Consider the following 21,714-nt stretch of genomic DNA (forward strand, 5'->3'; position numbering starts at 1 on the left):
GATTGAGAGAGTGGCGATCTTAGCCACATGGTTCGAGAGCGAAAGAGATCAACTGTTTGGTTAAAGGGGCGCAGATTGCAGGCCTGACGTCGGGAGCGAATGCGCGATGCAGATTACACTGCCGCCATGAATGGCGCGTCTTGATAGGGTGATGGATGAGCTATTGGCATTCTGCACGCAGCCGTAGTTCGTGTATTCGCACCAGTGGCAGGCCGGCGTGGTGCTCAGCCCCCTGAATACTGGATCGTTCAGAGCTGGAGTTTTCCGCTAAATTTCCCTGGCTGAGAGAGGTGCGGAATCGCATGAGAGCTCCGAAGTTCACAGAGGCACAGAAGGCGTTCATCCTGAAGCAGGGCGAGCAAGGAACGCCGGTCGCGGAGATCTGCCGCAAGGCCGGGATCAGCCAGGCGACATACTTCAACTGGAAGAAAAAATACGGGGGCCTTCTGCCGGACGAGATGCGCCGGCTGAAAGCGCTTGAGGACGAGAACATCCGGCTGAAGAAGATTGTGGCGGACCTGACGCTGGACCGGGAGATGCTTCAGGATGTCATTCGGCGAAAGCTCTGAAGCCTGGCCGTTTGCGCGAGATTGTCACCGGGATGTGCGTCGATTGGGGTGTATCGATCCGGAAGGCTTGTGGGGCCATCTGCTTCGACACATCCACCTACCACTACAAGTCCCGGCGGACCACTGCCCGGCAGGGCATCGCGCGGCGATGTCCCGAGAGGGGACCAGGCTGCCGTCGAACGGCGGATCAAAGAGATCGCAGAAACGCGTGTGCGCTATGGCTACAGGCGCGTCCATGTGCTTCTGACACGGGAGGGGTGGATCATCAATATCAAGAAGACCCGCAGGATTTACAACGAGTTGGGGCTGCAGCTCAGGAACAAGCACCCAAAGCGCCGGGTGAAGGCAAAGCTCAGAGAAGACCGTCAGGAAGCCGTTGGGCCGAACGATGTCTCGGCGATGGACTTCGTTCACGACCAGCTCGCCCTGGGCAGGAGGTTGCGTATCCTGACCGTTGTCGACACGCATTCCCGGCTCTGCCCTGCGGCCGATCCGCGCTTCACCTATCGGGGCGAAGATGTTGTGCAGACGCTCGAACGGGTCTGCCGGCAGATCGGCTACCCCAAGACGATCAGAGTCGATAACGGCAGCGAGTTCATCTCGCGGGACCTCGATCTATGGGCCTACGCCAACGAAGTTACCCTCGACTTCTCACGGCCTGGAAAGCCCACGGACAATAGCTTCATTGAGGCGTTTAACAGCAAGCTCCGGGCGGAATGCCTGAACGCCCATTGGTTCATGAGCCTTGCAGATGCCCGCGAAAAGCTGGAGGATTGGCGTCGGCACTACAATGAGGACAGACCCCACAGCGCAATCGGATACAACGTCCCGATTGCCATGCATTATCCCGATGGCGTCACCAGCCCGTCATCGTGACAGAGCCGGAAAAACCCAGCTCCCGGCGGTCCAAGGTTGGGGTTCAGAGCAGAAAGCCTCGGCAATATGACACCGGCCGGTGTCTACTTCGGTCGCAGCGGCGGCATTCTGAAGGAAAGGAGAACCATCAAGGAAAAAACACTGAAACAGCGACGCTTGCTCAATCTCGGGCGCGCTACTTAAGATCAAAACCGATGCGCCAGGCCGTCCTAAATGCTGTCAGCTCAAACGGACCACTTCATTTGATAATGGACACCTGCGCAAAGCTGCCGTTAGGTGTGAGTCACCATGCGGTTAAATGATTGCGGAGAGGGCAGGTAGGAAACGGCGGTTGCCTGCTCCCGCAACCAACACTAATTAACCTGAATTAGTCTCGATGTGATCTGACACCGCCCCCATTTTTTCAAATTGGATTGGGGGCGGTGGTTCCCTTGAAGGGAGATGGTTGTCCGTTTTGATGGTGGTGCCAACCAAACCATCGAAACGAGGAAACCACGATGTTGAATACTACCGACAAGATCATCAAACACAAAACCGGCCTGCTGAATCTGGCCGAGGAACTGGGGAATGTCTCGAAAGCCTGTCAGGTGATGGGCTATAGCCGGGATACTTTCTATCGCTACAAGTCAGCCGTTGAAGAAGGCGGCGTGGAAGCGCTGTTTGAGCGCACCCGGCGCAAGCCCAATCTGGCAAACCGGGTGGACGACGCGACCGAGCAGGCCGTCATCAAATCCGCCACTGATTTCCCGGCCTACGGTCAGGCCCGCACTTCGAACGAGTTGCGTAAGCTGGGTGTCTTCGTCTCACCCTCGGGTGTCCGGTCGATCTGGCTGCGGCACGATCTGGCGAACTTCAAGGCCCGGCTGAGGGCGTTGGAAGCCAAGGTGGCCGAGGACGGCATGATCCTGACCGAGGCCCAGGTGCAGGCGCTGGAGAAGAAGAAGCTCGACGATGAAGCCTGCGGCGAGGTGGAAACAGCCCATCCCGGCTATCTGGGATCACAGGACACGTTTTATGTCGGCACCCTCAAGGGCGTCGGGCGGGTCTATCAGCAGACTTACGTGGACACCTATTGCAAGGTGGCGCATGCCAAGCTCTACACCACCAAAACACCGATCACCGCAGCCGACCTGCTCAATGACCGAGTGCTGCCATTCCATGACGAGCACGACCTGCCGGTGCTGCGGATCATGACAGATCGCGGGACGGAATACTGCGGGCGCGTCGACAAACACGATTTCCAGCTCTTCCTGGCGATCAACGATATCGACCACACCAAAACCAAGGTGAAATCACCGCAGACCAATGGCATCTGCGAACGGTTTCACAAGACGGTGTTGCAGGAGTTTTATCAGGTCGCGTTCCGCAAGAAGCTCTACGACAGCATCGAAGCCTTGCAGGCCGATCTGGACGAATGGCTGCACCACTACAACCACGAGCGCACTCATCAGGGCAAAATGTGTTGCGGCAGAACGCCGTTTCAGACCATGATCGAGGGCAAAGAAATCTGGAAGGAAAAGTTCCTGAACCAAACTTGACCTGACAGACGCCGCCGGAAAAACGGCCAACTGTCAGATCACATCGGAACCACTACAATTAACCTGACATATCAAAAGCTTCGGATCTACCATCCGGGGCCTTCTTCGTGTTCGGGCCTTCCGCACCCGCCGCCAGCCGCAGCAGCCCCGCCAGATCCCCCTCCAGCGTCAGATCCAGGCCAGTACCCTCCGCCGCGGGCGTCAGCACGATCCGCTCCACCAATGCGCGCAGCGCTTCCTTGGCCTCTTCCATGCCTCCGGCGGAGCCAAGGCCCTTGATCAGCCGTGACACCCGTTCGCGGTAGGCCTCCGCCATCGACGGGTGAAACACCACCGTGTCCGGGGCAGGGGTCTGCTCCAGCTCCCGCTCCAGCTGCTGGCGCCGCGTGTCGAGCTCGATCATCCGGCCCTTCACCTGGTCTACGGGAATGCCCGCAATGATCGCATCCACCAGCTTCTGGTGGTCCCGTTTGGCGCGGGCCAGCGCCTGTTCCTTTTCCTTGCGGTTCCCGGCGGCTGCGGCCTTCAGCCGGTTGCGCTCGGCAGTGTATTCTTCGCAGAAGACCTGCACCGCATCCGGATCCATCAGGTGGTTCGCCAGTGCATCCAGCACCCGGGCTTCCAGGTCGGCCTGCTTGATCGTGCGCTTGTTGCTGCAGACCGCGTCCCCTTTGTTCCGCGCCGGGGAACAGCCGAAGCTGTCCTTGGAGATCTTGGCAAAGCCGCCGCCGCAGCCACCGCAGGCCATCAGTCCGGAAAACAGCGTCTTCGGGCGCCGCCGGTCCCCGACGGGGACATTGGTGCCTGCGGTCTTCAGGTCGCCCTGGCGGGCCTGGACCGCATCCCAGAGATCCTGGCCAATGATCCGCAAGTTCGGGACGTCGGTGACCGTCCAGTCACTTTCCGGGTTCAGCCGCGAGATGCGCTTGCCGGTCTGCGGATCCTTCACGTAGCGGAGCCGGTTCCAGACCTGCCGGCTGATGTAGAGCTCATTGTTCAGGATGCCGGTGCCGCGCTGGCGGTTGCCGTGAATGGTGGAGGCACCCCAGTGGCGGCCGGACGGGGCAGGCACGCCTTCAGTATTGAGCGCCTCTGCGATCTTCTTCGGCGAAAGCCCGCGGGCGTAGTTCGCGAAGATCCGGCGCACGGCATCTGCCTCTTCCGGGTGGATCTCCCGCTCGCCGCGGATCAGTTCGCCGCTGGACGTGAGTTGCGGCTTCATGCGGTAGCCGTAAGCTTTGCCACCCGCGGATTTGCCCTCCAAAGCGCGCCCCTTCAGGCCGCGGCGGGTTTTGTCGGCGAGATCCTTGAGCTGCAAGGCATTCATCGTCCCCTTGAGCCCGATATGAATCTCCGAAATCAGACCTTCCGAGAGGGTCCCGATCGGGAGGCCGTTGAAGCAAAATTCCTGGTAGATGTGGGCGATGTCGGCTTGGTTGCGGCTTAGACGGTCGAGGGCTTCCGAGACCAGCACATCGAAGGTGCCGCCGCGCGCATCGCGGAGCAGGGCCTGCATGCCGCTGCGCATAAGGCTGGCACCGGAGATAGCGCGGTCGGAATAGGTGGCCACGACCTCCAGCCCCTGGGCCTTGGCGTAATCGGTGCAACCGCGGATTTGGTCTTCGACAGAGGCGTCGCGTTGCAGGTCTGTCGAGTAGCGGGCGTAGATGGCTGCTCTGAGCCTGGGCTGGGACATGGCGGTGTTCTCCGGTGGTTTGATGTTAACCGGGAGAATTGCCGTCCCGGTGGTCGGTGCGGGCTGCCTCGCGGGCGAGGGCGCGCAGGAGTCCGTGAAGTGACGCGCGGGTGCAGGCGTCCTGCCGGCAGGAGCCGTTTTGCGGGCGGCCGGGTGTTTCCGGCGCCTGCTGGCATTCGGCATGTCTCTTCCGGTCCCGTGCCATTGGCCGAGGTCTCCTGTCTCCGGTGGGCGGTGGCCGCCCGCGTGCGCTGATGGAGACAGTTTACTGCGCCGGATTGGGTTGGATCGACCCGGGTTGTAACCCTGCGGAGACGGAAATTGTGGATAAGGGCCTCGAAATACGGAACTTTCCCTCTGCAGAGGGAGCTGGGCAGGGATGCGGGCATGGACCGCCCCGGCGTGGCTTTGGGGCAAAACCTTTCCGGGAGGGAATTATCCGGATTTTGGACCAACCGGAGTCTGCGCCGCGGGAGTTTGCACAAAACATTGTGCAAATCCGGTGGCTGGGCCGCTTGATTGGCGGGCGAATCTACTGGTCCAGGACCGGCTCTGGACCATTTTTGCGCGGCACCTCGCGCAGCCAGCACTTGATGGCCTCGCCGTCAAACTCCCTTTTTCGAACTAGAACCGAGGCCATTTCTTTGAGCAAGTGCTTGTAGGGGTACAACAAAGCACGGGCAACGTCTTCGGCATGGTCGAGCCGGTCCTGCAGGCGTTTGCGCTCGCCTTCCGACAGGCGGGCAAAGTCTGGCGGCCCGAGCCAGGCGTTGCCGATGGCCCCAAGCCCCAGTTCAAAATCCATCGCCAGGACCATCCGCGCAGCCTGTGCCAAATCGGACGTTGCGCCCCCGCCGGCCCCGGCAGAAACAACCCCGAAGATGAGCCGCTCCGCCGCCCGCCCTGCGAGGTGGATAGACAGCTGGCATTCAAAGTCTGCCGGCAGACCCGCGTTCGGGGGAACATCCCGCTCGATTGTGCCGCCAGATGGAGACAGGCTGATCCGCGTGATCGTCTCGCCGTAGCTCCACGAGGTGATGGCGTGACCGACTTCATGAATGGCGATGCGGTACAAGAGGTCGTGGTTCTCCTCCTGTGCCATGACTTGCAAATGGCGGCGCAGAAGCTGCAGGTCGAGCGGGCAGCCGCTGTGCCGGGCCTCACTGCGGGCTGAGCGCACCGCCGCGTCCACGTCGGCAGCGGTTTTGCCAATGCAGTCCCGCGCCAGCTCCAACATCGCATCCTCGGGGAATGCGTCCTGCAGCCGTTCTGCAAGGAGGTGCTGCAGCATCGCCATGCTTGGCAGCGGCATCTGGATCTTGATGTCAAACCGCCCGGCTCTCAGCACCGCGGGGTCGAGGTGCTGTGGATGGTTGCAGGCACCAACCACCATAATCCCTGCCTCCCGGCTGATGCGGTCCATCTGCTCCAAAAAACCAGCAACCACTTGGCGCCTGTAGCTGGCACTGTTGTCGCCGGCACTGTCGCGGGAACCGATCGCGTCGATCTCATCGATGAAAAGGATACAGGGCGCATTCTTCCGGGCTTCATCGAAGCTTTTGCGCATGGCGTGCAGCAGGTTGCCCAAATGACCGGCGCTTTGCCACTCGGCGCAGCTGGTCTCGACGCAATTGACAGCGGCGCTCCGGCCCATCGCGCGGGCGAGGTGGCTCTTGCCGGTGCCCGGCGCGCCAAAAAGCAGCAAGGAGTGCGGGATCTCATTCCAGGCCACTTCGCCTTCGGCCCAGAGCCGCAGGTCCGCAACCAGTTGCCGGGCGGTGTCATAGGCTGGGCCGATGCCGGTGATCTCTTCCCTCGGCGTGTAGGCTTCGGGTGGCGAAGCGGCAGCGGCAGCAAGCGCCTGGGACAAGCGCTGCGCCATCTTCTTCGCTGTGGGCGCACGCAGGGCGAAAGACAGTGCGGGGGTGGAGAGCTCATGCAACTGGCCGTTCGGGGGCAGCGCCGCGCGGGCGGCGGCTTCATCAATGCGGCCCGTCCGGCTGTGGGTCTGACGCAGCAGGGCGATCAGAAAATCCGCGTCCGCTTGCGGCAGTGTCAGCTGATGACAGTGCTCCGCCACCAGCGGCGCTGGCAGTGCCATCTCATCCGGCAGGCAGATCCACAAAGGCTGGCTGTGCGCCAGGCCTTTGATGATGAGATCCTGCAGTTCATCGAAGTGTTGCTGTTCAATCGCACCATCGCGGGCACTGGGGACAGCGAGGGTCACGCGCTGAGGCAGCTGCACCTGGCGCCGGGCGTCATAGGCCTGCCAGCCCGGCGGCAGCAGGGCGTGGTTGAGGAGATTTTCCATACTTGAATACCCGCAGCGAGGAACGTTGCGCAGGATCAGCACGGTGCCGCGGATTAGCTGCGCGTCCACCGCAGCCGGGGAGCCGAAGGCCGCGGCGATCCGCAACAGCAGAAGCAGCCTGTCTGGGGGCAGGTCTGTGGCCGGCAGCCAGCGGCCCACGTCATCACATGCGTATGGGTCGGCGCCTTCCTGCTCCAGCGCTTCCCAAAGATCCGGAGGCAGATGCCGCGCGTCCGGCTGCTCGCTCAGATGGTGCAGCAAAGAATGGGGCTGTTCCGGTGCTGGGGGCACAAGCGGCTCCTCGGCGCCAGCACTGCCGTCTGGTGCGTCTTCTTTGAGTGTCTTGCGCCGCGTTTGCTGTAGCTCTTCACAGTAGAGATGATAGCGGCGGGCGCAGTCTTCGGCGAACTGCCACCAATCGGGGCGCGCGGGGGAGTGGTTCATGGCAAGCCTCCTGTGAACAGGCAAAAGGGATCGCTCGCCCAGCGGGGCCGGGCGGAAAACAGGTCGGAAATTGAAGGGGAGGGAGGCGCTTAGCTGTCTTCTTCCGCCTTGATGGCGTCGAGCATCGCGAAGATCACCTGGCACACATCCGGAAAATAGACCTCACTTTTGACCCTCAATTCATCTGCGTAGAGGTCTGGCGGCGCGACGCTGTCGGGGTGCTCTGCCTTCAGCCGCGCATGCAGGCCTTTCTCAATTTGCACAGCTGTGTGGCCGGAGCTGATGGGAACTGTCCGCAGGACCTGCGCCTCCGTCTCCTTGGTCTTCAGAAGTTGGTGGTAAAGGCGGGAGACGGGATCGCGGCTGTAGCCGAGTTTGATCAGCTTGGCACCTTTGGCGAGTTTAAGCTTCATGACGTAGAGAAAACTTGGCGCACTGCTCCAGCCCTCGCCGCAGTTGCTGCATTGAAACCGGCCAGTCTGCATGTTGGCACGGGCAATCCGCTGAACATGGCCGCAGGCCTGGTGCTGGTACAGGCGGTAGTTCTGGTTCCTGTTCGGATCCGGTTCGATCAGCTCCCAACCCTGCGCGGAGGCTTCTTCTTGCTCCTTCTGCTGTTGGCAGAGTTCGCAGCGTACGTCGCAGGTCCCGGCGGCAGCTCTTTTGATCAGTTCGAACTGCCGTCGCAGCCGGTGGCCGCAGTTCGCGATGTAGATGCCATGATGGCGGCTTTGCGGATCGCGGCCTGCCCACTTTAGACCTGCGGCCTCGGCATCGGCCTGCCACCGGTCTTGAATGCAGTGCGGGCACTGCGGCTGGTTGTTCATGAGAACAAAGATCTTGCTGGCGTGTGTCCGTCGGCAGGTGTGGCAGGACAGGAGCAGGTGATAGCGGTCCTTGATGCGCTGGACGATTTTGAAACCTTTTGCGCTGGCGGCGGCGCGCCAGTGGGGATGGACCGTTTGCGGGAAATGTTCGCAGGTTGAGTGGGCATGGCAGCCTCCGCATAGGCAAAAATGGACAGGGCAGGCGCCGGAACTGGCGCTTGCTGAAACTTCAGAAATGGCATGGCTGAGCCGGGCGCAGCGGCGTGTCCGCCGCGGGCCGGGTCAGAAGAATGCTGGGATGGTGGGCCTAGTTGGGCAGAAAGTTCTGCGCTTCAGCCGCCACAGAGAGTTCGATGAGAGCGTTCATCTGTCGCGTGCCGGTCTGCAGCAGGGCCTGGCAATCACCATCTTCGACGGTGAACAGCTCCAGGTTCTCATGGAACAGCTGCTGAAATCTGAGAGCCTCTTCCGGCCCCGTGGACTCGATGAGGAAGTGCAGCAGCATGCTCATGCGCTGCATTGGCAAATCTTCGGCACTGACCATCTGTGCGGTCAGGATGTCGCCGCTGAGTTTAAGGCAATCCTGCCATTTGGCTTCTGCGGCCTCTTGGATATCGGTGGACGCGGGATCCCAGGACAGCGCGTGCGACAGATCACGCTCCAAATTTGGGGCTTCGTCCACTGCCTTAGTCAGCGTGTCGAAAGTTTGGGTGACGAAGGTGGGGCTGTCATCTGCGGCTGATGCGGGCCACAGAGCTTTTGCCGCGCCGAGGCGCGTGATAACGGGGATGGTAGTCATATTGGTCTCCTTAGCCGAGATCAGTGTGGTTAGGGCGAGGTAAGAGGTTCCAGCTCTTGCCTCGCCTGAACAATGTGCGATGATGCCATCATGATGTCAGCATCAAAATGGTAATATCGGAATGGCCCCTCCCAAGAAAGACACAGAAGCGCTAACGCTCAGATTGTCGCGAGAACTCATAAATGCAATCGATGACCGACGTCGTCTTGAGCCTGATCTCCCAACCCGTCCGGAAATGATTAGGCGCGCATTGGTTGACTGGCTGGAGAAAACAAGCTGATCGGCAACAGGCTACGGAAGCGAAACACCCTTCTGCCATTTAAGATTATCGAGAAACAATAAGTCATCCCAGGCCCCCGGCAGGGCGGGTCCAGCAGGCTTCTGGCCGCAGGAAGCATGTTTGGGCGGAGCCCGGACTGCGACCGAGGAGGGGATCGAAGGGGGTATCCCCCTCGCGAACTGGTAAGTTGCAATTCCGGGGCCCAGCCCGGGATTGCAACTTACCTAGTGAGTACAAGCCTCACAAAAACAAAATAAGTCTATCGGGATTTTCGTCGTCTTCGCGGAGACTCGGATCAGAGAAGCAGATCCGAGCAGCAAGATGACCGTACAGCCCAAGTTCACCCAAGCCCAGCCCGTAATTCTTGATGAAGCACCGGTTGTGCTGCGCTTTGCAGGCTTGCCCGCGCCGATCGCCGACATTGCCTGCCAGAATGAGCCATTGGAACGCCATTGGTCCGAGAGACAATGGCGAATGCGGCGGTCTATGGCTTGCTGTTCAAGGCATCGGCCCAAACACTCCTGACCATCGCTGCCGATCCAAAACATCTTGGTGCGAAGATCGGCATGACATCGGTGCTGCACACCTGGGGATCAGCGATGACGCATCACCCGCATGTGCATGTCATCGTGCCAGGGGGCGGGCTGTCGCGCGATGTTGGCCGCTGGATCGGTTGCCGCCCAGGGTTCTTTCTGCCGGTGAAGGTCCTGTCCCGGCTGTTCCGGCGCTTGTTCCTTGAAGGGCTGGCCAGACTGCACAAGGCCGGGAAGTTGGCATTCTTTGGCGATTTGGTGGGACTGGCCGATCCGGATACCTTCGCCGCCCATCTCTCACCGCTGCGCAAAACGGAATGGGTGGTGTATGCCAAGCCACCCTTCGGCGGGCCGAAAGCGGTGCTGGCCTACCTGAGCCGTTATACGCACCGGGTCGCAATCTCCAACCATAGGCTCGTCCGCGCGGATGCCAGCACTGTTGCCTTCCGATGGAAAGACTACCGTATCAAGCGCGCAGACCGCATGAAGGTGATGCGATTGCCGACGTCCGAATTCATCCGCCGGTTCCTGATCCACGTCCTGCCCTCCGGCTTCCATCGCATCCGGCACTCGGGCTTTGTGGCTAACGGCATCCGTCGCGACAGGATCGCGAAGATCAGGCGCTTGCTGAATGCAGAGCCAGAGCCCGATCAAACGCCGGATGAGGCAGCCAGCGCCGAATGCGATGTTCAGCCCGCGCACCAGCCTTGCCCGAAATGCGGCGGTGCCATGATCGTTATCGAAACCTTTCTGCGCGGCCAAACACCCAAATCCCGGGCACCACCATGGGAGGACGCCGCATGACCAGCCCAACCCGATCGGCCTCGCAACGAAAAGACACCGAACCAGTCAGTGCGGCCATCTCACCAAATCATGCGCGGCATCAGGCCTGTAGCCTCATGACGAGAGGCCGTCCAATCAAGCCGTGTCGGGAAATGAGGCTCGCATACACCGCTCGTCGTCACGCAACCGTTTGCTCTCAACGTTCGACACCGCGGCTGTAACCCACAATCCCCATAGACCCAAAACAGCCCGCGCTTTCCTCCTTGTCAGATTTGTCGCCGCTGCAGCTCACGCTGAACAGCAGCCACAAACCTTAGACAGAGCGCCATTTCGCTGCGGCTGCGCCAATGACTGCTCTTGAACACTGGGTCATGTTGATAAATGGCACAGGCAGAAAAGTGCTTTGGCTGTTTCTGCCTGTGCCAGTGGCGGGTATGAAACCGCCACTGGTATCGCTCCTGGGCACCAGAAAACTCTTAAGCCGGTACCTAGGCTGGGCCAGCCCCTGCCCGGGATTTGTCATCCGAAAGCACCAGTATCGGCCAAGCAGCTGCATTCAACGCGGACCAATGGTCTGAAGACACAGAGATGCCACGCTCCAGCGACTGATCATAATTGGCCGCCAGCTGCGCTGCGGTGACTTCGAACCGCTGCAGTTCTGGATGTTCGGCCTGCCTGGTAACGGCATCGGCCAGCAGCGCAGCCTGGGTGGTGCAAACTATGAACAGCGCGGAAGCCTCTTTGCCGGCTCCGGCCTGTTCCACACGCCAGTAGTTGGGGAACACCGCGCCGCTTTCGAAGCTAGCACCATGCATGCCAATCTGATCGCTCCAGTAGGCTCCGATATAGACGCCCTTCTGGGCCACGAGCGACAAGCTGCGCAGGATCAGGCCGGGGTCGCGGCAATTGGCCAGTTCCACAATGGCAAAGCCTGTTTCCTGCGCCTTGGCAAAGGCGAGATCAGACGCGAGGGAGCCGTGCTCACAGACTTCGGCGCCGCCCGCGTCAATAACTGCGAGCCCTGCGTTTTCATAATCCAGCCGAGGCGCCACGCCGCCTTTGGGGGCTTCGGGCGGCAGCGTGATGCGCTCAATCCCGCCCAACCCGCACATGTGCGACCAGGTGATCAGCTGTGCAGCATCCTCATAATCTCCGGTCTGATGCCCGGCACCTTCATAAGCGCGTGACAGCGCCGCGATCATTTCGTTGCGGGAAACTCTCATGCCCGGACCTCCTCCATTTGGGGTTTCAGCGGCAGGAACCAGCTATCGTATGTCTGGCCGATGTCCTCGATCACCGGGGCGCCTTGGTACATAGTGTTGCGCACCCACAGTTTGGAGCGCGGGTCGAATTTACTGACGCCGAAGAACGCCAGCTTACACCGCAGCATGTCCATCGGGCGGATGTCGCGGCTGGCCAGATTGGCCCGGATTTCCGCGTATTTGTGGCGGGACATGGTTTGAATGCGGCGCACGATGCTTTTCATCGTCGGCCGGCGCAGCAGGAAGTGGACCACATCGCTGTCGGGGCTTTCCGCCAGGTCCTGTATCAGCAGATCATAGCATTCGCGTACCCGGCGCCCGATCGGCAGCGGCATCTGCTTTTCCACCCCTGGATCGGCCCCGGCAAAACCCAGCCGCGGCTCAAGCTTTTCTTCCGAGCGGTACCAGAATGCATCGGTCTCAGTGGCGTCAGAAAAATCGATCTCCAGCGCCCAGCCGTACCGGGTTTCGATCAACTGCCGCAGGGCTACAGTGCTCATCTCCGGATCAATCACTGGGTTGGGAATTGCTGCAAAACTGTCTTCAAGATCATTGACCAGTTCCGGGTGGATCTCCAGGCAGATGGAGTTAACCAATTCCTGAGTTTCCAGGCTCCAGACATCGCGGGCGTGATCCGTCAGTTCCGACCAGGTTGTCAGCTGATCGCCTGTCCCGGCCAGCCAGCTGTCCACCTCACTTAGTTCCGCAATCAGTACCTGGTTGCGGTCGATCTGCTCGGCGTCGCTGGTGTGGCTTTCGCCGAAGTGCTGCTTGGCACGGCTGACCAGATCGTGGAACAGACTGATGCGCCAAGCGGTCGGAGCCGCCTTGTGCAAGACTTGCGCCAGCGCAGTTTCGCGCATTTCCACCCATTGGCTGAACAATTCTCCATGGTTGATCAGATATGGCGCCATGCCCAGGCCCGTGGAATTGCCGATGCCAAAGAACCGCTTCAGCCGACCGTCCAGCAACACCGCGGTATCCGGCGCGCGGGATTTGGCGACATGATCCACCTGGTCCAGACTGAACTGGCGCAGCATGAAGCAAATGAACATTTCCGGTGCAAACGGGCGGTTGAAATCCGGAAACTTCGCCCGGACCTTGTTCCAGTCCGCCATGCCCAGCTTGCCGCTGCCGTAAACCGCCGTTGTCCGGTAAAGATAGCCGACTTCGGCAATGCGCTGCGCATCGGGCTGGCGGCCTGCGCTCAACTCTTCCAGAACATAGCTGAACAGCCGGGAAGAACGGTTGGCCCGCGACAGGCTGAACACCCGCGCATCAACTCGGCCTGCTTCCTGTTTCGGCACATTGCGGCGCAGATCCTCCAGCCAAACATCATCCACCAGGCCTTCGCAAAGCGCCATGGTCAGATCCCAACTGGTTGCAATGACCCGGTCATTGCGCTCCTCATCAGGCAATTCGGTGGAAAACAGCACAAAGCTGAAAACCCCATTGGGCGTTCGGATTTCATAGATGGCCGTGCCGTAGCCCTCCGGGTCCAGATCAAACAGCCGGCGGCTGATGTCCCATTCTTCCTTCATGATCCGTCGCACCAAAGTGCGCATGAAGCTGAGCGTCGAAGAATGCAGCGACCCCAGGCGTTGCAGATCCATGACCTCCGCCTCCGGCCGCATCCTTTCGGTAAGTGCTGTGAGCATGTATTGCCCTCCCATTTCAGTCCTGCGCGTTCGCAAACAGCTTTGGCCGGGAAGGGGAGCCAAGTAAAATTTGAAGAATCGAAAGACTTATAAGCCGGGCAAATAAATCACCCCCCGGTAACGGATGCCTCAACAGTCCGGTTCGGAAACCGCGCGGAAATCTGCCGTGCCTGGCCCTGCAGATACTCCAGAAAGCTCTGAGCCACAGAGGACAGCGGGCGGTCTTTTGCCACCACCAGCTGAAGCTCCCTGTACAGAGTTGGCGCCGACAGGCTGCGGTAGACCAATGCCGGGTTCAGATAATCCGGTGCCGCCAGCGCCGGCACCGCAGACACCGCTTCGCCGCTTTCAATCAGCCCGGCCAGCGCCGCCATCGTCAGCACCGTGAAATCGGGGCTGGTCACAGAGGCCGGCAACCCCTCACCCGCCTTGGTCAGACGGCTGACCCCGGTATCCTCGGCCATACCGGCAAACGGCAGACCGTCGAGGCAATCCCAGGTCAGCGGCTCAGTGCGGCGCGCAAGTTCCTGGGTGTTGCGGCAGATCAGCCCAACCTGATCGCGCAGAAACGGCAGATAGGTCAGCCTGGGATCATCAGACCAGCTGCTCGACAACCCGAAATCGGCACGTCCTTCCAGCACCTGCGCCTCCACTCCGCGCGCGTTGTCGTCCTGCAAGTGGATCTTTGCCTGCGGCATCTCTGCCGCAAAGCCACGCATCGCTGGCGGTAAAATCCGCACCGCCGCCGAAGGCAGCACCGCCACCCGCACCCGATTAAGCTGATCTTGCGCACTCGCCCGCACTGACAGGACCGAGGCTTCGACATCGTCCAGAATCTTCTCTGCCTTCGGCAGCAGCTCCTGCCCTTGCGCAGTCAGCTCAACCGACCGGGTGGTCCGCTTAAGCAGGGACACGCCAATAATTTCCTCAAACTGCTGAATACTCAGCGTAAGTGCCGGCTGCGACACCGCCAGATTTTGCGCGGCCCGACTGAAGGAGCCGCACCGAGCCACCGCAACAAAAGCGCGAAATTGTTTGAGAGACAGGTTACGGGCGATTTTTGTCTTCATTCCTGGAACCTATTACTTGCCAGCCAAACACTGAATGGGAAAAAATGCCTGCGTCGCTGGGGCGGAAAGCCGGAGTTGACCACAGACGTCAATTAGTTTGGCTCATTAAGTCTTTCTGCAGGGGAAGGCCACGATCACGGCCTGAACATTCCTACCTGAACTGGCCCACTGCACGGTGTAGTATCACGACTTCAACTCCGCTGCACGTTGCATGAATGGTCGAGATCTCCGCTGAACCGCAAAGCGGCTTTCCATGCCAGCACAGAAAAATCTTCCACTTTGCTTGTGCCACACAATTTTGACAGGTCCGGTGTGGGCTCTTCCTACTCTTTCGCCGCGCCAGGTGTGAATGGCCGATCCCCGAACAAGGGCCGTTCGCCTGGTTGGGCTTGGACTGGCAGTGAGCGGGACAATCCTGCCCTTCGCTGCTAATGCGCAGTTCTTGCTGCACTTGCGAGGATTTTTTCAGGCCGGGTGGGGCGGGTCTTTCTTCGCAAACGCGAAACATTCCCCGAGATCCGCGAAGGCGGTCATTGACTGCCATGCTGCTTGCAGCGAACACCATCTGCACGCAGGCTTCAATTAGATGGAAGCGCGCCGTGAGGGACGCATACAGCTCAAAGAGCTGCCAATCAGAAGCACTTTCCAGATTGAAAACTACCTCCTGACGATGGCATGCGCGGTGAATTCCGCGAGTTCGCCGCGCCAGATCTGGCGGCCGAAGCAGAATGGCTTGCCGTCCTTACTGTAAATCACCTGCTCAAGCTCGATGCCGGCATTGTAGGTCGGCAAGTTTAGTAATCCCGCCTCCTGTTCATTCAATGCGCGCATCCGGATCGTGATGTCACCGGAATGCGGCGGCACGTTGTATTCCCGCTCCATCAGCACCGTGGTCGACTGCTGCAGATTGTGGTCGAACAGGCCGGGGAACAGGCTGGCAATGGCGTATTCTTCTTCGACAAAGGCGGGGTGGTCCTGAAGCAGGAACACCCGGGTGTATTTGTACAGCGCCGTTCCTTCGGGCACGGCCAGCTTTGCGGACAAGACCGCATCTGCTGCGGCCATCTGCTGGGAGACCACCTTGATCGTCAGGCCGGGCCCGTCCTGGCCGAGCAGGGCCGAGAGGCTGACAGTTTGGCTGATGTCATAAGCCACCCGCTGCGGCGACACGAATCGGCCGCGGCGCCCGGAACTGTAGGCGAGGCCTTCCATTTCAACCGCAAGCAGCGCGCGGCGTGCGGTCATTCTGCTGATGCCAAACTGCTCTGCGATGGCTCTTTCCGAGGGTAGAGCCGCGTGAACGGGCAGGGCACCGCTGCGGATTTGCTCCCTCAGATGATCAATAACCATCTGAAAAGCTGGTGTTTTCTTTCTCTGTTCCAGATCGTTTTTCATCATGATGCAGCAGTTCCGCAAATTTTCTTTGGTATATACCAGATTGTTGGTATATACCAGCTCCAGGGGCTCTGTATCCTGAGTGCATGGCGTGGCCATGGTTTGCAAGGGAGGGGCTGGGGGAGCGGGGCAGAAATCCCGCGGGTTTTGGAGGCAGGCCCATGAATTTGGCGCCGGATATTCAAGCACTGCAATTCACCAGTGACGGGGGGCTGGGCAGCGTGGCCCGGATTGGCCTGATCGTTCTGCAATCGGATCAGACTCTGGAGCATGAGCTGTCGGGTGTTCTGCGGCGGCCCGGGGTGGCGCTGTATCACGCGCGGATCCCCAATGAGATGGAAGTCTCCGGCGATACGCTGCGGAAGATGGAGGCGGACCTGCCTACGGCGGCGGCGCTGCTGCCTGCTTCGTTCGAACTGGACGCCATCGGCTATTGCTGCACGTCGGGGGCAACGATGATCGGCGAGGCGCGGGTGGATGCGATCCTGCGCAGCGTTCATCCGGCGGCAAAGACCACCAATCCGCTGACCGCCTGCAAGGCGGCGCTGAGTGCGCTGAAGCTGAAGCGGATCGCGCTGATTACCCCTTATGCCGTCGAGGTGACTGAAGGCATGCGGGACAATTTGGCTGCCGCTGGGTTCCAGGTGAACGCAGTCGGCAGCTTTAACCAGAGCGACGATTTCAAAGTGGCGCGGATTTCCTCGCAGAGCATTCTGGAGGCGATCAAGGAGATCGGCCGCCGTGCGGATTGCGACGGCGTATTTGTGTCCTGCACCAGCCTGCGGGTCATGGAAATCCTGGCGGAGGCCGAGAAGGCCATTTGCAAGCCGGTCCTGTCCAGCAATCAGGTCACGGCCTGGCATCTGGCCAGGCTGGCCGGCATCGGAGACAGCATCGCCGGGGCAGGCATGCTGTTTCACACCCAAATGAAGATGGACAACTGAGATGACGGCAGAGATGCACCCCGCTGCGGAGCGCGGGTTTACCACACAGGAGTTTGAGCAGCGAACCGCGGCAGCCCAGAAGATCATGGCGGGCCTCGGGCTGGATGCGCTGCTGCTGACCACCGAACCGGAAGTGCGTTATTTCACCGGCTTCGACACCATTTTCTGGCTCAGCCCGACGCGGCCCTGGTTCGTGGTGATCCCGGCCAAGGGCGCGCCGGTGGCGGTGATCCCGGAGATCGGCGCACCCAGCATGGCGCTGACCTGGATTTCCGATATCCGCACCTGGCTGGCGCCGCAGCCGCAGGATGACGGTATCTCGCTGCTGGCGGACACCTTGCGGGAACTGATGCCCAGCGGCGGCACCCTGGGGGTGCCGATGGGGCATGAAACCCATGTGCGGATGCCAGCAGTGGACTTCGTGAAACTGCAGGAAGCCCTGGGCGGTATCCGCCTGGCTGACGGCACCGATGTTGTCCGCAGCCTGCGGATGGTGAAATCCGCATCTGAAATTTCCAAAATCGCGCGTATTTGCAGTATCGCGTCTTCTGCGTTTGAGGATCTGCCGAACCAGGTCCAGGCAGGCGACACCGAGCGTCAGGCCTTTGCCAAGTTCAAGATCAGCCTGCTGCAGCACGGTGCCGATGATGTGCCGTATCTGGTGGGCAGCTCCGGCCCCGGCGGATTTGCGGATGTGATCAACAGGTCAAGCGACCGGGTGATTGAGAACGGCGATATGCTGCTGTTGGACACCGGTTCGCTGTGGGGCGGCTACAGCTGCGATTTCGACCGCAACTATGCCTTTGGCCATGCCTCGGACGCAGCCAAACAGGCCTATGACCTGGCCTGGCGCGCGACCGAGGCCGGATTGCAGGCGGCACGTCCCGGCATCACCACCACGGACCTGTGGGGCGTCATGGCCAAGGTGCTGGAGGACGGCGGCTGCAGCGGCCATCAGATCGGGCGCATGGGCCACGGTCTGGGCATGCAGGTCACCGAATGGCCGTCGCTGATGGCGGGCGACAATACTGTAATCGAGGAATGCATGGTGCTGACGCTTGAGCCAGGTTTCGCCTTTGGCGGCGGCAAGATGATGCTGCACGAGGAAAACATCGTCATTCGCGCCGATGGCGCCGAACTTCTGTCCCGCCGCGCGCCGCGCGAGCTGCCAATCATTACCTAACACATGGGATCCGATCACATGAAAAAAGACCTTCCCTCCCATGCCCAGGTTGTCATTATCGGCGGCGGCATTCATGGCTGTTCCGTTGCCTATCATTTGGCCAAACAGGGGCTGACGGATGTGGTTCTGCTGGAGCGCAAGCAGCTGACCAGCGGCACCACCTGGCACGCGGCCGGGCTGGTCGGGCAGTTGCAGGGCAGCCATGCCACAACCGCTTTTGCCAAATACGGCATCGAGCTGCTGCAGGAGATCGAGGCAGAGACCGGCCAGAATCCAGGCTACCGGCGGTCGGGGTCGATCTCTATTGCGGTGAATGACGAACGGATGGCGGAGCTGAAACGCAAGGCGGATTTCGCCAAGCTGCACGGGATCGAGGCGCATTATCTGGAAACGGCGGAAATTCAGGAGCGCTGGCCGCTGATGAACCCCGATGGTGTTCTGGGCGGCATTTACATGCCCAGCGACGGATCGGCCAACCCGGTGGATCTGACCTCGGCCCTGGCCAAGGGCGCGCGGATGCGCGGCGCGAAGGTTTTTGAAAACATCAAGGTCGAAGAGGTGCTGACCCGCGGCAATAAGGCGGTGGGTGTTCGCACCGATCAGGGCACCATCAGCGCCGATTACGTGGTGAACTGCGGCGGCATGTGGGCGCGGGACCTGGGCCGGCAGAACGGCGTTGGCGTGCCGCTGCACGCCTGCGAGCATTACTATCTGGTGACCGAGGCCATCGAGAACCTGCCCAGCGACCTGCCGGTGCTGCGCTCCTATTGCGATGGCACCTATTGGAAGGAAGACGCGGGCAAGCTGCTGTTCGGCTTTGCCCATTTCCAGGCCAAACCCTGGGGCATGAAAGGCATTTCCGAGGACTTCGAGTTCGACAGCCTGCCATTTGTCGAGGAAGATGTGATGGAGGTGCTGGAACTGGCGATGAGCCGGGTGCCGCTGTTGCAGGAAACCGGCATCCGCACCTTCTTTAACGGGCCGGAAAGCTATTCCTATGACGGGCGTTTCATTCTGGGGCAGGCGCCGGACATTTCGAACTATTTTGTGCTGGGCGGGGTGAACTCCACTGGTATCCAGTCCGGTTCCGGCGCAGGCCGGGCCGTTGCGCAATGGATCATCGACGGTCACCCGCCGATTGACCTCAGCGAAATGGACCCCAAGCGCTGCGAGGAGTTCCAGGCGCGTGACCCTTATCTGCAGGAACGCTGCCCGGAAACGCTGGTGCTGACCTATGCGATGCATTGGCCGAACCGCCAGCGTGATACCGTCCGCAACCTGCGCCGCACGCCGTTCTACCACCCGATGAAGGCCCGCGGCGCCTGTTTCACCGAGGCCCAGGGCTGGGAACGCCCCGGCTGGTTCGCGCCAGAAGGGGTGGAGCCGAAGTATGAATACAGCTTTGGCCGCCAGAACTGGTTCCCGCATGTGCAAGAGGAGCAGAAGGCTGCGCGTGAAGCTGTTGCGATGATCGACTACACCATGCTGGGCAAGCTGATGGTCGAGGGCCGCGACGCCGAAAGCTTCCTGCAGCGGGTCTGCACCAACAACATGGCGATGGCCAATGGCCGGGTTGCCTATACGCTGATGCTGAACGAGCGCGGCGGCATTGAAAGCGACGTCACGGTGGCGCGTCATGGGGACGAGAGCTTCATGGTGATGAGCTCGATCTCGCACACTAGGCGCGACTATCTGCATCTGCGCGATCTGATCTGCGAGGATGAGGACGTGCGGCTGCGCGATGCGACCTCCGCATATGGGGTGCTGGGCGTCATGGGGCCGCAGAGCCGGGCGCTGCTTGAGGCGGTCAGCGATGCGGATGTCTCGCACGCGGCGTTCCCGTTCAACAGCCTGCGGCATTTCCACATCGGCCACGCACCGGTGTTTGCGCAGCGTCTGTCCTATTCCGGCGAATTGGGTTGGGAGATTTTCATCACCCCGGATTTTGCCGAGCACGTGTTCGAAGTTCTGATGCAGGCCGGTGAACAGTTCGGCATCCGCCTAATCGGCGGCGAGGCGCTGAATGCGCTGCGGCTGGAAAAGGGCTTTGTCCACTGGGGCCACGACATGGCCTATACCGAGGCGCCGCATCAGATGGGCATGGAGTTTGTCTGCAAGGTCAAGAAGCCCATCCCCTTCATCGGGCGCGACGCCTATCTGGCGCGCAAGGCGGAAAACAAGGGGCCGTTCCTATGTTCGGTCAAGCTGCGCGACCCGGAACCGCTGCTGCATCACAACGAACCTGTTCTGCGGGACGGCAAGATTGCGGGCTACGTGACCGCCGGCGCCTGGGGCCAAACGGTCGGGGCGGCTGTCGGCCTGTGCCTGCTGACCCTGCCGGAAGGCGAAATTGGCAAGGCAGCGGTGGAGAACGGCCAATTCACGGTCCTGGTCGAGGGCAAAAGCATCGAGGCGGATGTCAGCCTGACACCGTTCTATGACCCGCAAAGCAAACGGATGCTGTCCAGCGCCTGAGGGCGCCTGGCACCAAGGAGGAGTTCACGGTCCTGATGCACATCCCCGGTGTCCCGCTCTCATCACCGGCTCAAGCTCAGGACCGTGGCAATGGAGACGCCGCCCCAACCAAACAGCAGGCGCGAGTTCCAAATCGAAGACAGGTTAAATTCTGGGAGGAAACCATGACTTACAAACTACTCAACACTTTGGGCGCAGCGGCAGTTGCAACCGTGGTCAGCTCGATTGCGGCGCTGGCCGGGCCGATTGATGACAGGATCGCCGCGGGCGAGCCGCTCCGCATCGGCTTCTCCAACATTCCGATCTGGGGCTACCCTGACGAAAATGGCGACGCCAAGGGCTTTGTGAACGAGATCGCCATCGATATCTTGAAAAAAATGGGCCACGAAAGCGTCGAGGCGACCGTAACCGACTGGGGCGGGCTGATCCCGGGGCTGCAGGCCAACCGCTATGATATGATCACCGGCGGGCTTTATATCCTCAACAGCCGCTGCGAGAATATTTCCTTCTCCGAGCCGATTGCCCAGTCCGGCGACGCCTTTATCGTTCCGGCCGGCAATCCCAAGGGTATCCAGACCTATCAGGACATCCTGGCTGCAGAAGCCGTACTGGCTGCAGGTTCCGGCTACAACACCGTAGAAGCCGCCAAGAAGGAAGGGTTGACCGACGCGATGATCATGCAGGTGCCGGGGCCGACCGAGATGCTGGCCGCAGTTAAGGCAGGCCGCGCAGATGCTGCGGGCATGACCTATTTCGAAGCGGCGCATCTGGCGGAAAGCGATGAGGCCGTCGACGTGACCGACCCCAGCGCCCTGCCGGAATGGACGCTGAACTGGGTCGGCGTCGGCTTCCGCGACGCTGACAGCGATTTCCTGGCAGAGTTCAACACCGCGCTGGCGGAATACATCGGCTCTGAGGAGATGATGCAGACCGTCGCAAAATACGGCTACACCGAAAGCACCCTGCCCGGTGACAAGACCACCGAATGGACCTGCGCCAACCGCTGATCCGAATGTGCGGCGGATCCCTGAGGTCCGCCACATGCAAATCTCCTCGTGCCATACGGATTAC

14 protein-coding genes and 3 pseudogenes are annotated in these 21,714 nt (G+C 60.7%); 7 read left to right on the top strand and 10 right to left on the bottom strand.

Annotated features, from left to right (window positions below; genetic code table 11):
* The first annotated feature begins 302 nt into the window (after positions 1-302).
* Positions 303-1,445, top strand: a pseudogene (locus ETW24_RS04840) (IS3 family transposase).
* A gap of 497 nt (positions 1,446-1,942) precedes the next feature.
* Positions 1,943-2,983, top strand: a complete 1,041-nt coding sequence (locus ETW24_RS04845) for an IS481 family transposase (protein ID WP_129369363.1) — start codon at positions 1,943-1,945, stop codon at positions 2,981-2,983.
* 58 nt (positions 2,984-3,041) lie between these two features.
* Here ETW24_RS04845 and ETW24_RS04850 read toward each other — a convergent pair whose 3' ends face one another.
* The 5 genes from ETW24_RS04850 to ETW24_RS04865 all read right to left on the bottom strand — a co-directional run bounded on the left by ETW24_RS04850 (position 3,042) and on the right by ETW24_RS04865 (position 9,060).
* Positions 3,042-4,679: a recombinase family protein gene (locus tag ETW24_RS04850; protein ID WP_164982691.1), complete on the bottom strand. Its 1,638-nt coding sequence runs from the start codon at positions 4,677-4,679 to the stop codon at positions 3,042-3,044.
* A gap of 25 nt (positions 4,680-4,704) precedes the next feature.
* Positions 4,705-4,884, bottom strand: coding sequence for a hypothetical protein (locus ETW24_RS24175; RefSeq protein ID WP_164982692.1), 180 nt, complete (start codon positions 4,882-4,884; stop codon positions 4,705-4,707).
* Positions 4,885-5,211: 327 nt separating this feature from the next.
* On the bottom strand, positions 5,212-7,434 hold the full coding sequence (locus tag ETW24_RS04855; protein ID WP_129369602.1) for an AAA family ATPase: 2,223 nt from the start codon (positions 7,432-7,434) through the stop codon (positions 5,212-5,214).
* Positions 7,435-7,523: 89 nt separating this feature from the next.
* Positions 7,524-8,261 (bottom strand): GIY-YIG nuclease family protein, encoded by a 738-nt coding sequence (locus ETW24_RS04860; RefSeq protein ID WP_205877331.1) that lies wholly within the window; start codon positions 8,259-8,261, stop codon positions 7,524-7,526.
* A gap of 307 nt (positions 8,262-8,568) precedes the next feature.
* Positions 8,569-9,060 carry a hypothetical protein gene (locus ETW24_RS04865; RefSeq protein ID WP_254695685.1) on the bottom strand — a complete coding sequence of 164 codons (492 nt, stop codon included), beginning with the start codon at positions 9,058-9,060 and terminating at the stop codon, positions 8,569-8,571.
* A gap of 756 nt (positions 9,061-9,816) precedes the next feature.
* Between ETW24_RS04865 and ETW24_RS04870 the strand changes: the two are divergent.
* Positions 9,817-10,677: pseudogene (locus ETW24_RS04870) on the top strand (IS91 family transposase); the annotation flags it as partial.
* Positions 10,678-11,144: 467 nt separating this feature from the next.
* On the opposite strand, the gene ETW24_RS04875 reads toward ETW24_RS04870, so the two are convergent.
* The 5 genes and pseudogenes from ETW24_RS04875 to ETW24_RS04890 all read right to left on the bottom strand — a co-directional run bounded on the left by ETW24_RS04875 (position 11,145) and on the right by ETW24_RS04890 (position 16,041).
* Positions 11,145-11,879: a DUF3726 domain-containing protein gene (locus tag ETW24_RS04875; RefSeq protein WP_129370003.1), complete on the bottom strand. Its 735-nt coding sequence runs from the start codon at positions 11,877-11,879 to the stop codon at positions 11,145-11,147.
* Complete coding sequence (locus tag ETW24_RS04880) at positions 11,876-13,576, bottom strand: hypothetical protein (RefSeq protein ID WP_205877356.1); 1,701 nt, start codon at positions 13,574-13,576, stop codon at positions 11,876-11,878. Before ETW24_RS04880 ends, ETW24_RS04875 begins: the two co-directional genes overlap by 4 nt.
* Before the next feature lie 107 nt (positions 13,577-13,683).
* The gene (locus tag ETW24_RS04885) at positions 13,684-14,490 is read right to left on the bottom strand and encodes a LysR substrate-binding domain-containing protein (RefSeq protein WP_237456952.1); all 807 of its coding nucleotides are present in this window, start codon (positions 14,488-14,490) and stop codon (positions 13,684-13,686) included.
* 6 nt (positions 14,491-14,496) lie between these two features.
* A pseudogene (locus ETW24_RS25165) lies at positions 14,497-14,646 on the bottom strand (LysR family transcriptional regulator); the annotation flags it as partial.
* Positions 14,647-15,303: 657 nt separating this feature from the next.
* Complete coding sequence (locus tag ETW24_RS04890; protein WP_254695697.1) at positions 15,304-16,041, bottom strand: GntR family transcriptional regulator; 738 nt, start codon at positions 16,039-16,041, stop codon at positions 15,304-15,306.
* A 161-nt stretch (positions 16,042-16,202) separates the two neighbouring features.
* On the opposite strand from ETW24_RS04890, the gene ETW24_RS04895 reads away from it, so the two are divergent.
* The 4 genes from ETW24_RS04895 (at position 16,203) to ETW24_RS04910 (ending at position 21,650) form a co-directional block, all read left to right on the top strand.
* Positions 16,203-16,985 carry a maleate cis-trans isomerase family protein gene (locus ETW24_RS04895; RefSeq protein WP_129370007.1) on the top strand — a complete coding sequence of 261 codons (783 nt, stop codon included), beginning with the start codon at positions 16,203-16,205 and terminating at the stop codon, positions 16,983-16,985.
* Between the two features lies 1 nt (position 16,986).
* On the top strand, positions 16,987-18,168 hold the full coding sequence (locus tag ETW24_RS04900; RefSeq protein ID WP_129370008.1) for a M24 family metallopeptidase: 1,182 nt from the start codon (positions 16,987-16,989) through the stop codon (positions 18,166-18,168).
* An 18-nt stretch (positions 18,169-18,186) separates the two neighbouring features.
* Positions 18,187-20,643: a GcvT family protein gene (locus ETW24_RS04905; protein WP_129370009.1), complete on the top strand. Its 2,457-nt coding sequence runs from the start codon at positions 18,187-18,189 to the stop codon at positions 20,641-20,643.
* Positions 20,644-20,807: 164 nt separating this feature from the next.
* Positions 20,808-21,650 (top strand): transporter substrate-binding domain-containing protein, encoded by an 843-nt coding sequence (locus ETW24_RS04910; RefSeq protein WP_129370010.1) that lies wholly within the window; start codon positions 20,808-20,810, stop codon positions 21,648-21,650.
* Positions 21,651-21,714: the final 64 nt, after the last annotated feature.

The organism is Leisingera sp. NJS204, from assembly GCF_004123675.1.
Lineage (GTDB): Bacteria > Pseudomonadota > Alphaproteobacteria > Rhodobacterales > Rhodobacteraceae > Leisingera.